Source organism: Alkalispirochaeta americana (assembly GCF_900156105.1).
Classification (GTDB): domain Bacteria; phylum Spirochaetota; class Spirochaetia; order DSM-27196; family Alkalispirochaetaceae; genus Alkalispirochaeta; species Alkalispirochaeta americana.
The window spans coordinates 119,075-132,740 of sequence record NZ_FTMS01000007.1; the positions used below are offsets into that span (position 1 = coordinate 119,075).

Annotated in this window: 12 protein-coding genes; 8 read left to right on the forward strand and 4 right to left on the reverse strand. The window is 62.4% G+C overall.

Annotation, left to right across the window (positions count from 1 at the left end; translation table 11 throughout):
• Positions 1-81: 81 nt before the first annotated feature.
• Positions 82-1,449 carry a xylose isomerase gene (xylA, locus tag BW950_RS06760; protein ID WP_076488533.1) on the forward strand — a complete coding sequence of 456 codons (1,368 nt, stop codon included), beginning with the start codon at positions 82-84 and terminating at the stop codon, positions 1,447-1,449.
• 12 nt (positions 1,450-1,461) lie between these two features.
• Here the strand turns inward: xylA and BW950_RS06765 are convergent, their stop codons facing one another.
• Entirely contained in the window at positions 1,462-1,950 is a 489-nt protein-coding gene (locus BW950_RS06765; protein ID WP_076488534.1) for a hypothetical protein, read from the reverse strand.
• Between the two features lie 73 nt (positions 1,951-2,023).
• Between BW950_RS06765 and BW950_RS06770 the strand changes: the two genes are divergently transcribed.
• The 5 genes from BW950_RS06770 (at position 2,024) to BW950_RS06790 (ending at position 7,587) form a co-directional block, all read left to right on the forward strand.
• The gene (locus BW950_RS06770; protein ID WP_083943804.1) at positions 2,024-2,782 is read left to right on the forward strand and encodes an SDR family NAD(P)-dependent oxidoreductase; all 759 of its coding nucleotides are present in this window, start codon (positions 2,024-2,026) and stop codon (positions 2,780-2,782) included.
• A 218-nt stretch (positions 2,783-3,000) separates the two neighbouring features.
• A complete protein-coding gene (locus tag BW950_RS06775) occupies positions 3,001-3,552 on the forward strand; it encodes an STAS domain-containing protein (RefSeq protein WP_076488535.1) in 552 nt (183 codons plus the stop codon).
• Positions 3,553-3,989: 437 nt separating this feature from the next.
• The gene (locus BW950_RS06780; RefSeq protein ID WP_143559157.1) at positions 3,990-4,973 is read left to right on the forward strand and encodes a hypothetical protein; all 984 of its coding nucleotides are present in this window, start codon (positions 3,990-3,992) and stop codon (positions 4,971-4,973) included.
• Entirely contained in the window at positions 4,970-6,739 is a 1,770-nt protein-coding gene (locus BW950_RS15105) for a hypothetical protein (protein ID WP_076488537.1), read from the forward strand. The genes BW950_RS06780 and BW950_RS15105 overlap by 4 nt, the downstream gene beginning before the upstream one ends.
• A complete protein-coding gene (locus BW950_RS06790; protein ID WP_076488538.1) occupies positions 6,736-7,587 on the forward strand; it encodes a J domain-containing protein in 852 nt (283 codons plus the stop codon). Before BW950_RS15105 ends, BW950_RS06790 begins: the two co-directional genes overlap by 4 nt.
• A 3-nt stretch (positions 7,588-7,590) precedes the next feature.
• Here the strand turns inward: BW950_RS06790 and murA are convergent, their stop codons facing one another.
• Positions 7,591-8,901, reverse strand: coding sequence for a UDP-N-acetylglucosamine 1-carboxyvinyltransferase (gene murA / locus BW950_RS06795; protein ID WP_076488539.1), 1,311 nt, complete (start codon positions 8,899-8,901; stop codon positions 7,591-7,593).
• 103 nt (positions 8,902-9,004) lie between these two features.
• Between murA and BW950_RS06800 the strand changes: the two genes are divergently transcribed.
• Together BW950_RS06800 and thrC are read left to right on the forward strand one after the other, a co-directional pair.
• Complete coding sequence (locus BW950_RS06800) at positions 9,005-10,387, forward strand: aspartate kinase (RefSeq protein WP_076488540.1); 1,383 nt, start codon at positions 9,005-9,007, stop codon at positions 10,385-10,387.
• A 63-nt stretch (positions 10,388-10,450) separates the two neighbouring features.
• Positions 10,451-11,779, forward strand: a complete 1,329-nt coding sequence (gene thrC / locus BW950_RS06805) for a threonine synthase (protein WP_076488541.1) — start codon at positions 10,451-10,453, stop codon at positions 11,777-11,779.
• Here the strand turns inward: thrC and BW950_RS06810 are convergent.
• Positions 11,776-12,858, reverse strand: coding sequence for an HD domain-containing protein (locus tag BW950_RS06810; protein WP_076488542.1), 1,083 nt, complete (start codon positions 12,856-12,858; stop codon positions 11,776-11,778). The genes thrC and BW950_RS06810 overlap by 4 nt on opposite strands.
• Positions 12,859-12,863: 5 nt before the next feature.
• Positions 12,864-13,526 carry a TetR/AcrR family transcriptional regulator gene (locus tag BW950_RS06815; RefSeq protein ID WP_076488543.1) on the reverse strand — a complete coding sequence of 221 codons (663 nt, stop codon included), beginning with the start codon at positions 13,524-13,526 and terminating at the stop codon, positions 12,864-12,866.
• Positions 13,527-13,666 lie beyond the last annotated feature (140 nt).

Sequence of the window (13,666 nt, forward strand, 5' to 3'; positions counted from 1 at the left end):
ATTCCCCTCTCCCCGGGGGCCGGTACAATAGGAAGAGAGTTTACCAATCGTGCCTCCGGGCACCCAGGAAGGAGTCAATCCATGAGTACCCTGAAACCGGCAACGCCCTTTACAGGCCGGGAAAGCTATTTCCCCGGCATCGGCCCCATCGCCTACGAAGGCTCCCGGTCGCGAAACCCCCTGGCCTTCAAGGTCTATAACCCCGAGGCCCTGGTGGCGGGAAAAACCATGAGGGATCATTTACGTTTTGCCGTGGCCTACTGGCACAGCTTCACCGGATCGGCCGGGAACGATCCCTTTGGCCCCACCACCCTGGACTATCCCTGGAACCGCGCCACCGACGCCCTCTCCCGGGCAACCCGGCGGGCCGACGCGGCCTTCGAGTTCATGTCCAAACTGGGGGTTCCCTTCTACTGTTTTCACGACGTGGACGTCTGCGACGAGGGAGACAGTCTGGCCACCTACGAGGGCCGTCTGAAGGAGATGACCCGGGTTCTGGCGGAACGGCAGGAGGCCACGGGGATCCAGCTTCTCTGGAACACGGCCAACCTCTTCTCCAACCCCCGGTATATGCACGGCGCCGCCACAAACCCCGATTTTTCCGTGGTGGCCCGCGCTGCTGCCCAGGTGAAGGCCTGTCTGGAGGCAAACGTGGCCCTGGGCGGGCATAATTACGTCTTCTGGGGCGGCCGCGAGGGGTACAGCACCCTTCTGAACAGTAACACCCGCCTGGAACAGGAGAATCTGGCGGCCTTTCTCCGGGCGGCCCGCGATTACGGCCGGTCCATCGGCTTCACCGGGACCTTTCTGATCGAGCCCAAGCCCATGGAGCCCACCAAGCACCAGTACGATTTCGATGCCGCCACGGTGATCGGCTTTTTGCACCGCCAGGGTCTGGCCGGGGATTTCAAGCTCAACATCGAGGCAAACCACGCAACTCTGGCGAGCCATTCCTTCGCCCACGAGCTTCAGACTGCGGCCGATGCCTCCATGCTGGGCAGTATCGATGCAAACCGGGGAGACCCCCAGAACGGCTGGGACACGGACCAGTTTCCCACGGATATTCCTGATCTGGTTCAGGCGGTGCTGGTGATCCTGGGCAACGGGGGATTTACCACGGGGGGGGTCAACTTTGATGCCAAGCTTCGCCGGGGTTCGGTGGATCTGGAAGACCTCTTCCACGCCCACATTGGCGGCATGGACGCCTTTGCCCGGGCCTTGCAGGTGGCCGATGCGCTGCGGCAGGAGGGGACTCTGGAGGAGTTTCGCCGGGAGCGCTACGCCTCTTTTGACGAGGGCCAGGGGGCTGCCTTCCGGCGGGGAGAGCTCTCGCTGGAGGCGCTGCGGGATATCGCCTCGGCCGGGGAGCCCCGCCGCCCCGGGAGCGGACGCCAGGAATACCTGGAGAATCTGATCAACCAGGCCCTGTTGACCACTCCCCTGGCCTGAGGCTTCCGGGAGCTAGAGGCCCCGCAGGTCCAGGACGCGCACCACCGGTACGGGGGTGCCGTCCTGCTGGGTATAGACCTCCAGGGGCTCCACCGCCGCCAGGACGCGGCTGCTTCGCTGGATCAGCCCCGGCGAGGGCGAGCGGGGAGGCCGTTGGGCAACCCGGCCCGAGAAGGCCGGGCTGTCCAGGACCAGCCAGGCGCGAAAAAGCGAGACCTCCTGCACCCCCTGCCAGGCCCCGCCCACCAGTTCTATCTCGGCGTAAAACTGATCGGTCTCGTCGGTGTAGACCATCACCGTGGCGGCCACCCCCTCCAGGAGGAGGGTCTTTCCCTGAAGCTCCTGCCATTGCCGGGGGTTTGTAGCGGCCCGGGCCAGATCTTCCAGGGAGACCGTCATATCCAGGGCTCCCGTGGCCACACCCGGGGAGGGGTTGCTCCAGAGAAGGCCCGTGACAACCAGAAGGCCCGCCAGGGCCAGTGCAGAGGTCTTTCGTCTCATACTCTGTAGTATAGGGATCACTCCCGGGAGATACAACTGTTCACAGAGGGCTGCCTTGAGATATGATTGCGCCATGGGTCTTTTGACACGGGCCGACGCCCGCTCTATTCGCCTTGCCGATAAAGTGGCTCTGGTGGTGGGTGGCAGCGGTGGAATCGGCCGGGCCGTGGCTCTGACTCTGGCCGACGAGGGTGCCCGGATGATTATCCACGGGGGGCGCTCCCAGGAGCGGCTCGAGCGGGTGGTGCGGTACATCAACCATCGTGGCGGCCGATGCCGGGGGTTTCTGTTGCCCCTCGCCGAGGCTGATGATATTTTGCCTCTTATCGATCAAGCCGGGGAGGTGGATATCCTGGTGGTGGCCTTCGGGCCCGTGGAATACCGTCCTCTGGCAGGGACGGATCCGGCCAGCTGGCGGCGGATGACGGAGCTGAACCTGGTGCTTCCGGGGTTGCTTCTCTCGCACTATCTGCCGAAAATGATAGAACGGGGCTGGGGACGGGTCATCCTTTTCGGGGGGCCCCGGGCAGACCGGCTTTGCGGTTTCCGGGAGAGCGCTGCCTACAGCGCTGCCAAGGCGGGGGTTGCCTCGCTGGTCAAGTCGGCAGCGCTTCAGACGGGGGGGCGCAATATCTCGGTGAACCTGATCTCGCCGGGCTACGTGGATACGGAGTATCTGACCCCCCAGGATCGGCACCAGCAGCAGCAGCGGTCCCCCCGGGGGCGCCTGATTCCGCCCGAACGGGTGGCCCGGGTGGTGCGGCATCTGATCTGCGCCGACGAGGCCGACGTAAACGGAGCGGTAATCACCGTGGACCAGGGACTTGGGTAAGGGCAGGGGCGTTTTCTTCTGCGCTCCTGTTTGACATTTCCCGGAGCCACATCTACTATTGAAGCACCCGCTATTGTATCATCGGTGTTGTGTTGTATCATCGGTGTGCTGTGGCAGGGGTGTGCCGATGCTATCGCAGGGATCCTGCGGCCCGGGCCTGTACCGGGTAAGGGGGATGTAATATCGTGATTCAACAGGTGTGGAGTGTATAGGAAGGTATGGCCAATAACGATATCGTACCAGGTTTTGACGAGGAAAAAGACGAGAGCCTGAAGATCCGGTTGGAGAAGGCCTCGGGTACCGAGGGGTGCCTTATTCTGTACCTTACGGGGTACATCGATACCTACAACTCCAATTTTTTCCAGAAGCGGGTGAACCGGGCTGTGGAGGCGGGCTTTGCCCGGCTGATCTTTCATTGCGCGGGGCTCAACTACGTTTCCAGTACCGGTATTGGCTCGTTCACGGCGTTTCTGAAGGCGGTGAAGCCCAAGGGGGGGGATCTGGTGCTCCTGGAGATCCAGCCCAAGGTATACGAGGTGTTCCAGCTTCTGGGGTTCTCCCAGTTTTTCCAGATCAAGGACAACCTCGATGACGCCGTAGAGCACTTCACCAAAAACGGAAAGGTGCAACGCTCCGAGGTCTTCCCCAAGATCTTCAAGTGTCCCATCTGTTCCACCAAGCTCAAGGCATCCAAGCCGGGGCGGTTCCGCTGCTCCAACTGCAAGACCATTCTTGCCATAGACGCTGCCGGGCAGGTTTTCCTGGGCTGATGCCCGGGGCCTTTCCGGTTATTTCTGCTTCATTTTTCCTCATGTCCAATTATCCGTCTCCTGGTCTTCCCCTGTGCCCATAGTGCTGTGGCGTTCCTCCGGCAGGGGGGGCGAAGATCGTTCTGGCGAGGCGAAATAACTGTGCATAATCCGGGTGCAGTATGTGGATAACTTGTGGAAAGTGTGCATAAAAACGTGGATTCCCTGTGGGTAACAACTGCCTTCCGGAGGCTGTCTGGCAGAGGGTAATTATGACCACCTGTAGCCGTTCGTGTAACTTCTTTTGCTGAAAGAGTTTATTTTTTGTCAACTGGATTTTTGCTGTTTTTATGGGTCAATTTTACCCGGGGGATAAAAAACAATCTGTCCCCAATCACCGGAGGGAATGTGGAAAAGATGTGGAAAACCTGTGTCGCGTGTGTTAATCTTTTTCCAGAGTGAAGATTACACTGTGTGCGCTGCTTCCATTTTTCTTCCGGGGTCTGCTCTGCGCGGGGATGATTCTCGGGGGAGGTATCCTCTTTGGAGAGAGCCTTTTCTCTCCCGGGGAACTTCTTCTCTCGGCTGCTGCCGGGGGTGTTCTCCTTGCTCTGGTATACACGTATATGCGGCTTCTCGCAGTACCGGTGGTTCCCCTGGTGCTGGTGCCGCTCATGGCGCTGGTGCTTCTGCTTTTTTCCTCGCTGGTTTTCTTTCGGGCCGAGCTGGGGCTGGAGCGGCTGTATACACCGGGCCTCTCCCGGGGGGCTGTCCAGCGGGATCAGTGGTCGGGAGTTCTCCTTCACGGTCGGGGCACTTCGCTCTACGTGTCGCGCGATTCGGGGCCTGGCAGCGCAGAATCTGGCCCCCTGGGGAATGGTCATCATCCCGGGCGGGAGCAGAAGAGAATCTTTTCCGATGTGGTCCTGGTCCGGCACCGGGAGGTGCCCCGGCTGCGGGTTCATCGGGAGATATCCTGGGACACCGGAGGATCCCGGTTGATCCTGCCCGGGGGCGACGAGATCGGGACGGCCTCCATTGCCGGTTTGGGCAGAAGGGCCCTGCCTCCGGTTCTGCGACGTCTTACGAATGATCTCCTTCGGGTCTTCCGGGGGCCGGGGCGGGGTGATTCCCTGCCGGCTTTTGCCCTGCGGGGGGGCGCCCTCACAGCGGCTCTGGCCCTGGTCTGGGTTGTGGTGCGCCTCACCCGCTGGCCCTTACTCAACGGGGTTGCCGCCTTGGGCTGGATCCGGCTGATCCTCGCGGTTCCCCGGGGGGGCAGCTTTGCCCAGGAGCTCTGGCAGGAACAGGTGCCGTTCTTCCTGTTTTCGGAGGCCCTCCTCTGGGGGGTCCTGGCGCTTGTCCTGGTGGTGATAGCCCTGAGGCAGCCACCCTTTCGCCGGTGGCAGCGGGATACCCTGGGAATTGGAGAGAAACCGTGACGGTCACCGGACGGTACGGGGTCGTTCTGGGGGCTTTGTCTGCCTGCGCCCTGGTGGGGGCGGCTATTCTTGTTCCCGGTCGCGCCGTGCTGGACGCGCCGGGAACGGTCCTTTCGGGGGGTGGGCTCACGGGGGGTGTTTTCTTTTTGTCCCTGGTGGTGCTCTTCTTTGAGGCCTTTCCCCTGGTTGTGGCCACTGCGGGGGTGCTCTGCTTTTCTCTGGTTGTTTCTCCTCGTCAGATAGGGCCTGCGGGGTCGCTTCTCTTGCCGGGCATACCTCTGGTCCTGGTGGTTGTGGTGGCCCTGGGTGTTGTCAACGGCATCTGGGTGGGGGCCTTTGCCCCCCTGGCCGAGGGACGTATCGCCCAGGAGGAGCACCGTGCCAGAACCTCCCGGAACGCCATCACCGAGGCTTCGTTTCTTCTGCAGCAGGGAGATTACCAGGGGGCCGAGGCGCTTCTGGTGTTGCACCGCTCCCTGGCAGAGGAGTCCGAGGAGAGTTTGGAACTGCTTGAACAGGCTCGGGGAGCCCGGCTGGCCCGGGAAGAGCAGATTCGATCCTCCCGGGAGACCGGGCCGATCGGGGAAGATCGACGCTTCACTTCTGCTTCGGCCATGACCGCTGCCGATCTTCTGGCCCAGGGGCATCGCTATTTCCAGGAGGGAGATTTCTTCAGCGCCCACTATTTTGCAACGCGGGCGCTGGAACAAAGCCCCTATCCCCGGGAGGACGCCCGGGTGCTCCAGTCGTCGGCGCTTAACGCTATTGAAGGGGGGGCTCTGGACCGGAAAGAGGCTGAGGATCGCCGGTTTTATCAGGATAAGGTCACGGCCTACCAGGCCTTTTTGCAGGGCCAGGCCCTTCCCGAACGGGCTCTGGAAGCCTATTACCGATTCCAGGATCTTCAGGAACGCCGCCCGGACGATCCCGATGTGCGGCGCTTTGCTCCGGAGGTGCTTCGGCAGGTTCAGGAAATCAGTTTTTTTGTGGAGACCGCCCGGGCTCACCAGGAGCTTCCGGGCCGCTCCGATCTGGTTTTTCTGAACCGCCGCGAGGAGGGGTTGCTGGAGGTTATTGTGGTGGATCATCTGGTGCGGACCCGGGAGGGTGATTTCTTTTACGGTCTGGAGGTGCTGCGCCTCGATCCCGCCACACCCCGGGAGCCGCTTCTTCATCTGCGGGCACCCTACGGGATGGCCCTGGAACAGAAGCTGATCCTGCGGGCCGTGCGTCGCGATGGAGAGGAGGAAGATCCCGAGGCTGGCCGGATTCCGCTCTTCTTCTATCGGGGCGGTCCCGATGATTTTGATGGTTCCCTGAGGTTGTCCCACTCGGTGGAGTCGATCGCCCGCTTTGGCGGGGGGCCCCAGGCCTTTCAGGTTCTCACCGTGCCGGAGCTGTTTCAGTTGCCCCGGCTCCTGGAGCAGCTGGGGCAGCCCCAACGCTTTGCCCGGGCTGCTGCGTTTTTTCGGGTCTTGCGCATGGGCGGTTTCTTTGTGATCGCCCTGGGAGGTATAGCCCTGGGCTGGCGCTTCCGCAGCAGGTATCTGGGACGGCCTCCTCTGGCGGTGCTGGCCATGGTGCCGGTTCTGGTCTGGGCGCTCTGGTGGATCGTGGCCCTGGGCAGATATCTCATCGGGTCTGCAGCGAACCTTCTTGCCCGGGAGGTTTCCTTTTCCACGGGGCTTCTTCTGGTGGCCCTGGGGCTGATAGGAGGAATCCTGGCGGTGGTGGCGTCCCTGGCCAGGCAGGAGGTCGATCTGTGAGGAGCCGGGAAGGGCCTGGAAGGCTTCTTCCCTGGGCCGGGCGCATTACAGGGGGTATTCTGGGGCTTCCGGCGGGTCCGGCCGGTGTAGGGTTCGGTTTGCTGGCGGGGTGGCTGGTGGATCAATACCGGGCCCGGCTCTGTGGAGAGGAACGGTTCGAGCGGTTTCTCCGACGTCCCGAGGGGGAGCGTTCCCGCCGGATAGCCGAGTATTATACTCTTCTGGCTCTTCTGGGGGCGGTGCTCTCCCGGGGGGACCTTCCCGACCAGGAGGCTCTTGAGAAGCTTTTGGGGATCTCCTGGCCGCTGGAGGGAAAGATTCCCTCCCCCCCGGGGGAGGAATCGCGGCAGGCTTTGCTGGAGCGGAGTCTTCTGCGTTGCGGGGGCAGGGATACGGTCCTGCTGTGCCGGTGGGCCAGGAAACGGGAGCTCTGGATCACCTCTGTCGAGGGTGCTCCCGGGCTTGTACGGTTTCTCTGCGCTGCCGCACGGAGTACCTCCCCCGGAGGGGCCGGTGGTGAGCGGAGGATCCTGTTGCGGCAGATCGCCCGGGAGCTCCCGGATCCCGCCCGGGAGGAGCTGGAGCAGGAACTCCTGGAGCTGGATGCTGCCAGTTGCCGTCTTCTTGGTGTTTCGTCCCGGGCTGAATGGGCCGAGATCCGCAGCGCTTACCGTAGTCTGGCGGCACAGCTCCACCCCGATGGAGCGGGGTGTCTGGACCCTGCCCGGCAAGAGGCTCTCCAGGAGGCCTTTGTCCGCATTCGCGGGGCCTATGAGATCCTGCGCGAGCAGGTTCGATCCCGAGAGTCCCGGGATTCCCGGGAGACCCGGGATTCCCAAAGCTCCTGAAGATCAGTCCGCCACCGTTACCCGTTCGATCCGGGCTCCCAGTGCGCGAAGCCGCCGGGTGAGGTGTTCGTAGCCTCGTTCAATCTGGTAGACATTGCGGATCACGCTTTGACCCTCGGCGCAGAGGGCGGCGATCACCATGGCCATGCCGGCCCGAACATCGGGCGAGGTCAGGGTGGAGCCGCTCAATCGGGCCGGACCGCTTACAACAGCCCGGTGGGGGTCGCAGAGGACGATCCGTGCACCCATGCCGATCAGTTTGTCCACAAAAAACATGCGGGACTCGAACATCTTCTCGTGGATCAGGACGGTGCCATCCACCTGGGTGGCCACGACGGTCATGATACTGGTGAGGTCCGGGGGAAACCCCGGCCAGGGACTATCGTCGATCTTGGGGATCATCCCTCCCAGATCGGGAACCACCCGGAGGGCCTGTCTGGCGGGGACGTGCAGGTCCGTGCCGTGGGTGTCCCAGCGGATACCCAGCTTGGCAAAGGCCAGGCGGATCATTCTGAGTTGTTTCGGATCAACCTGCTGAATTGTGAGATCGCTCCGGGTCACCGCTGCAAGGCCGATGAAGCTGCCCACCTCCATGAAATCTGCCCCCAGGGTGTAATCTGCACCGTGGAGACGTTCCACCCCGGTGATGCGCAGGATATTGGAGCCGATACCGCTGATCCGGGCACCCATGGCGTTCAGGAGATTGCAGAGGTCCTGAACGTGGGGTTCGCTGGCGGCGTTCTCGATCACCGTCTCCCCCTCGGCGGTGACAGCCGCCATGATGGCGTTTTCCGTGGCCGTTACCGAGGCCTCGTCCAGAAAGAGTTCTTCTCCCACCAGTTTGTTGGTGTGGAGAATGAAGGCTCCTTCGGTCTTGACCTGGGCCCCCAGTCCTTCCAGTGCAAGGAAGTGGGTATCCAGGCGGCGGCGGCCGATCACGTCCCCTCCCGGCGGGGGAAGGGTGACCGAGCCGGTCCGGGCCAGCAAGGGCCCGGCAAAAAGGATCGAGGCGCGAATCTTGCTGGCCATCTCGGGAGAGATATCGGAGGTAGCAAGGCCCCGGGCGCAGAACCGCCAGACTCCGTTGCTCTCCGCCTCGGGAGACGAGGGGGATTCGGGGGCTGCCGCTGCGCCGATGGAGCGGAGGATTTCTGCCATGACATGAACGTCCTCGATCTCGGGGACGTTCCTGAGGATAACTTCATCTTCTGTGAGAAGCGTGGCGGCGATGCAGGGGAGGGCGGCGTTTTTGTTGCCGCTGGCCCGGATCGTCCCGTTCAGGGGAAACCCGCCGTCGATAATGTACTTGTACATGGCCTCATCCTTGCGGAAATGGCGGGAAGCTGTCAATTGTTTTGTTCCCTCCCCGGAGGTCCACTTGCACCAATCGCCACGGCCCGCATACAGTAGGGGCGCTATGAGGATAATGAAATTTGGCGGCAGTTCTGTGGCCGATGCGGGCCGGATCAAAGCCGTTGGGAACATTGTACAACAGGCCGTTCAGGAGGGGCCCGTGGCGCTGGTCTTTTCCGCCATGAAGGGCGTCACCAACAGCCTTCTTGAGGCGGCCGATCTGGCCCAGGCAGGGCAGAGCGGCTTTTGGGAGATTCTTCAGGATCTGCGGACCCGCCACGAGGAGACCCTGGGGGAGCTGATCCCCGATGGCGATACCACCGGCACGGCCCAAGGGGTGGCACAACTTCTGGAGGAGCTTTCGGAGCTTCTCCACGGTGTGAGTCTGGTGCGGGAATGCTCTCCCCGCACCCGGGATCTGGTGGCAAGTTTTGGCGAGCGCCTGAGCTGCCCCATTATTGCAGCCTATCTTGTCTCCCTGGGATCTCCGGCGCAGTGGGTTGACGCCCGGGAGATGATCCTCACCGACGAAAACCACGGCAATGCCCTGGTGAAAACTTCCCGGACCTACCAGGCCATCGCCACACATCTCCACGCCGTGGAAGGTATCCCTGTTATTACCGGGTTTATTGCAGCCACGTCCCAGGGGGTCACGACCACCCTGGGACGAAACGGTTCGGATTATACGGCAGCCCTTGTGGGTGCTGCCATGGCGGCCTCGGCCGTGGAGATCTGGACCGATGTGGACGGCGTGATGAGTGCCGACCCCCGCTACGTGGACAGGGCCTTTGTGATTCCCGATCTGAGCCTGCAGGAGGCCATGGAGCTTTCCTACTTCGGGGCCGAAGTTATTCACCCCTATACCATGATCCCCTCGGTGGAACGGCACATTCCCCTGTGGATCAAAAACACCCTGCGGCCCTCGGCCCGGGGAACGCGGATTACCCAGGAATCTCCCGAGACCGATCACACCATCACAGGGATCGCCTCCATCGAGAATGTGGCGCTCATTAATGTTCAGGGCGGCGGCATGCTGGGAATCCCCGGAATAGCTTCTCGTGTCTTTGGCGCCCTGGCCCGGGCCGATGTGAACGTGATCATGATCTCCCAAGCCTCAAGCGAACACAGTATCTGTATTTGCGTGCGGGAATCGGAGCTGCACCGGGCCTGCGAGTTCCTGCGTCAGGAGTTGCGCACCGAGCTGGAGAGCCGCCGGATCGAGCAGTTCGAGGAACAGCCCAGCCTGGAGATCATCGCCGTGATCGGGGCCATGATGCGGGGCCATCCGGGAATTGCCGGGAAGCTCTTTAGCGCCCTGGGAGACTCGGGCCTGAACGTCCTGGCGATCGCCCAGGGCTCCAGCGAGATGAACATTTCCTTTGTTATTAACCGGGAGGACCGCAAGGCAGCCCTGAACGTTGTCCACGATGCGTTTTTCCCTGCTTGAGATACCCCTCTGCTTGAGGGATTTCTCCAGAACCGGAAACCAGAACCGGAAAGAGGAGACTCTATGAAGTTTGTCAGCACACGAAACCCCCGAGGACCGGCCGTATCCTTTGCCGAGGCGCTCTTTCAGGGGATCGCCCCCGATGGTGGCCTCTACCACCCCGTGGAGGAGCCCGATCTGCGGGCGCTCATACGAAGCCTGGGCGAGGACGCCTCCTTTCTTGATTGCGCCGGAGCGATGATCCAGGGCCTTTTCGGAGACGACCATACCGCCGAGACGGCCCGGGAACTCGCCCGGCGGGCCTTTCCCTTTGAGCCTCGTCTGAACCGGCTTGAGCCGGGAATGAGGCTCCTGGAGCTCTTTCACGGCCCCTCCTGCGCCTTCAAGGATTTTGGCGCGGGTTTTCTGGCGGCAGTCATGGAATGGGAGCTTCAGCGGGGCGGCCAGGCGATTCCCGCCGAGCGAACGGTGATCCTCACCGCCACCAGCGGCGATACGGGTAGCGCCGTGGCCCAGGCTTTTCAGGGCCGCCAGAACATCGACGTGGTGATCCTCTACCCCTCGGGGCGGGTGAGCCCCCTCCAGGAGAAGCAGCTTACCGCACCCAGCGAAAACATCACCGCCCTGGAGGTGAAGGGTTCCTTCGATGACTGCCAGCGCATGGTCAAGGAGGCCTTTGCCGACCCCGATCTGACGGGGCGAATCTGCCTCACCTCGGCCAACAGCATCAACGTGGGACGGCTGATTCCCCAGAGCTTTTATTATATCTGGGCCTTTTCCCAGCTCAAGGACTACGCCGGGCGGGAGCTGGTCTTCTGTGTGCCCAGCGGAAACTTCGGGAACCTCACGGCGGGGCTTCTTGCCTGGCGTTGGGGCATGCCCGTGTCGTCCTTTATCGCAGCCACCAACGCCAACGACGTGGTTCCCCAGTTCCTTCAGACGGGGGTCTTTACGCCCCGTCCCTCGGTGCAGACCCTGGCCAACGCCATGGATGTGGGGAATCCCAGCAACTTCGAGCGAATGGAGCAGCTCTTTGGGTCTGCCCAGGCCATGAAGGGGCTGATTTCGGCCCGCTCCGTCTCGGACCGGGAAATCCAGGCCGTGATGAAGGATGTCTATGAGAAGCGGGGAGAACTCATTTGTCCCCACACCGCCACGGGAGTCCTGGCGGCCCGGGAGTATCTCCAGGACGATCCGGGCGAGGATACCCTGGTAGTCCCCCTGGCAACAGCCCATCCCGCCAAGTTTGTCGAGGTGAGCCGTGAGGCCCTGGGTGTGGAGCCACCCCTGCCGGAGCGGCTTGCCCGGCTCCTGGAGCAACCCAAGCGTTCGGTTATCGTGGAGAATACCCGCGAGGCCCTGGCTCGGGAGCTTCTGAAGCGCTTCGGCTAGGGTCGGCCCCCCCCGGGGACCGCGCTGGTTTTCCGGTGCCTGTTCTTCTTCAGAAACCGGCGGTAGCGGGTGCAGGCCTGGTAATAGCCTTCGGGGCCCCGGAAGGATGAGCTCAGGTCGCAGCGGTAGAGTTCGAGCAACTGCGGGAAGAGCGGCGAGGCCATGAGCGGATCCCGGCGATGGTCGGGGAGCGATTCCAGCGCTCCCGGGATCATGTGATAGCGAATGAGCCAGGTGGCCTGATCGATCAGGCCTGAAGAAAAGCCCAGCCGTTTCAGGGCGCTCGCTGCTACGCGGGCGCCCAGTTCGGCGTGACCGTCAAAACGCCGCCCCTCGCGGGGCCTGGCCAGGGGCTTTCCCGAATCATGAAACAGCAGCGCCAGACTCACCAAAAGATCGGGATTCTTTTGATACCGAAAGGTCTCCACCGTGTGTCGCCAGACGTTGCCCTCGGGATGGCCCTCCTTGCTGTGCTCCGTGCGGTTCATCTGATCCAGCTCGGGCAACACCGCCGCCAGGTAGCCCGAGCGCCGCAGAATCTCAAGCCCCGCCCAGGCCCGTGGCCCCGTGATGATCTGCGAGATGATCAGGCGGTGGAAGGCCGCAGGAAGCGACGGGTCTTCCTGCCAGGGTTCGGGCGATCGGGCCGGAGCAAAGGGAAAGCGTGCGCAGAGCAGGGCCGCTTCCAGGGGATCTTCCAGATCATCCAGGGGGAGAGGTTCCGGGAGGGAGCGCCTTCGGGCCTCCTTCAGAAGCGGGTACAGCCCGGCGGGATCCGAGAAGCGCCGTGTTCCCGGCTCCCAGGCGAAGTGGAACAGGGGGTGCCGGGGAGCGTGGTGGCTCCCGTCGGAATCGGCGCTGCGGATAAGCAGCTCCCGGCCCTCGTGCCGCACCAGGACATCCCAGAAGGGCAGGCCCGGAAAGGTAATCTCCGGAAAGATGCGGGCCAGCTCCGGCAGTGTTGCCTCGGTCTCCAGGGTGGCGAGAGTTGCTGCGGGGAAGCCCCAGAGGCCTTCCAGGGCGCTGATTCCCAGGTAGCGGTACTCCCGGGGCTCTTCTTCCAGGGGTTTCAGAACCATAGGCTCTAGGATACTGCGGGATCGGGAACCAGGTCCACTCCGGCTCCAAACTGGACAGCCAGGCTGCGCATGCGGGCGCGGATCTCGCCGCTGGGCATCTCGTGGTGGCGCCGGAGGATATACTCTATGTGAAACCCGTGGATAGCGTAGCCGAAGGTCTCTCCCAGCTGCTCCGGGTTGGATATATCGGGGAGCATCCCCTGGCTGTGCATCCAGAGAAAGGTGGTTCGGAAGAACTCCACGAACTGCTCGGTGATCTGCAAAACAATCTGTGCCGCCTGGTGGTTCAGAAACTGCTCCGAGAGCAGCATGATCCAGGCGTCGGAGAGGAGGGGATCGTCGGTATCGTGGAGGTACCACTCGATCAGCTCCGTGAGCAGGGCCGTGGCTGGTGTGGTCGAGGGGGGAGCTGCGTGAAGGCAGTGAGCTGCCCTCCGGGAGAGCATCTCCTCCGGTTCCGAGGGGAGCTGGGAGGTGCTCAGGAAGAAATCGAAAATATCCTGAAGGATATCGCCTTTTCCCCTGTAGTGGTTATAAATAGAGGGTTTCTGTATTCCCACGGCCTGGGCGATCGCCGAGAGGGAGGTCCTGCCGTAGCCGTGGCGGGCAAAGAGACGAATCGCCGCAGACAGAATGGCATGTTGTGTTTTGGACCGGTCTTTCTCCATCGGACACGCCCAGTATGGGCCATCGGGTCCGCTTCTGCAAGGCCCGGCGCATAATATATACTAACGGTCGGTAGTACAAACTCATTATGACACTAACGAATGGTAGTTTTTTCTCCGGTTTTTGTATGATAAAGAGACAG

What these genes read in the sequence shown, in the direction of transcription:
- xylA (WP_076488533.1), top strand. Translation starts at nt 82, where the DNA reads ATGAGTACCCTGAAACCGGCAACGCCCTTTACAGGCCGGGAAAGCTAT.
- BW950_RS06765 (WP_076488534.1), bottom strand. Translation starts at nt 1,950, where the DNA reads ATGAGACGAAAGACCTCTGCACTGGCCCTGGCGGGCCTTCTGGTTGTC.
- BW950_RS06770 (WP_083943804.1), top strand. Translation starts at nt 2,024, where the DNA reads ATGGGTCTTTTGACACGGGCCGACGCCCGCTCTATTCGCCTTGCCGAT.
- BW950_RS06775 (WP_076488535.1), top strand. Translation starts at nt 3,001, where the DNA reads ATGGCCAATAACGATATCGTACCAGGTTTTGACGAGGAAAAAGACGAG.
- murA (WP_076488539.1), bottom strand. Translation starts at nt 8,901, where the DNA reads ATGTACAAGTACATTATCGACGGCGGGTTTCCCCTGAACGGGACGATC.
- BW950_RS06800 (WP_076488540.1), top strand. Translation starts at nt 9,005, where the DNA reads ATGAGGATAATGAAATTTGGCGGCAGTTCTGTGGCCGATGCGGGCCGG.
- thrC (WP_076488541.1), top strand. Translation starts at nt 10,451, where the DNA reads ATGAAGTTTGTCAGCACACGAAACCCCCGAGGACCGGCCGTATCCTTT.
- BW950_RS06810 (WP_076488542.1), bottom strand. Translation starts at nt 12,858, where the DNA reads ATGGTTCTGAAACCCCTGGAAGAAGAGCCCCGGGAGTACCGCTACCTG.
- BW950_RS06815 (WP_076488543.1), bottom strand. Translation starts at nt 13,526, where the DNA reads ATGGAGAAAGACCGGTCCAAAACACAACATGCCATTCTGTCTGCGGCG.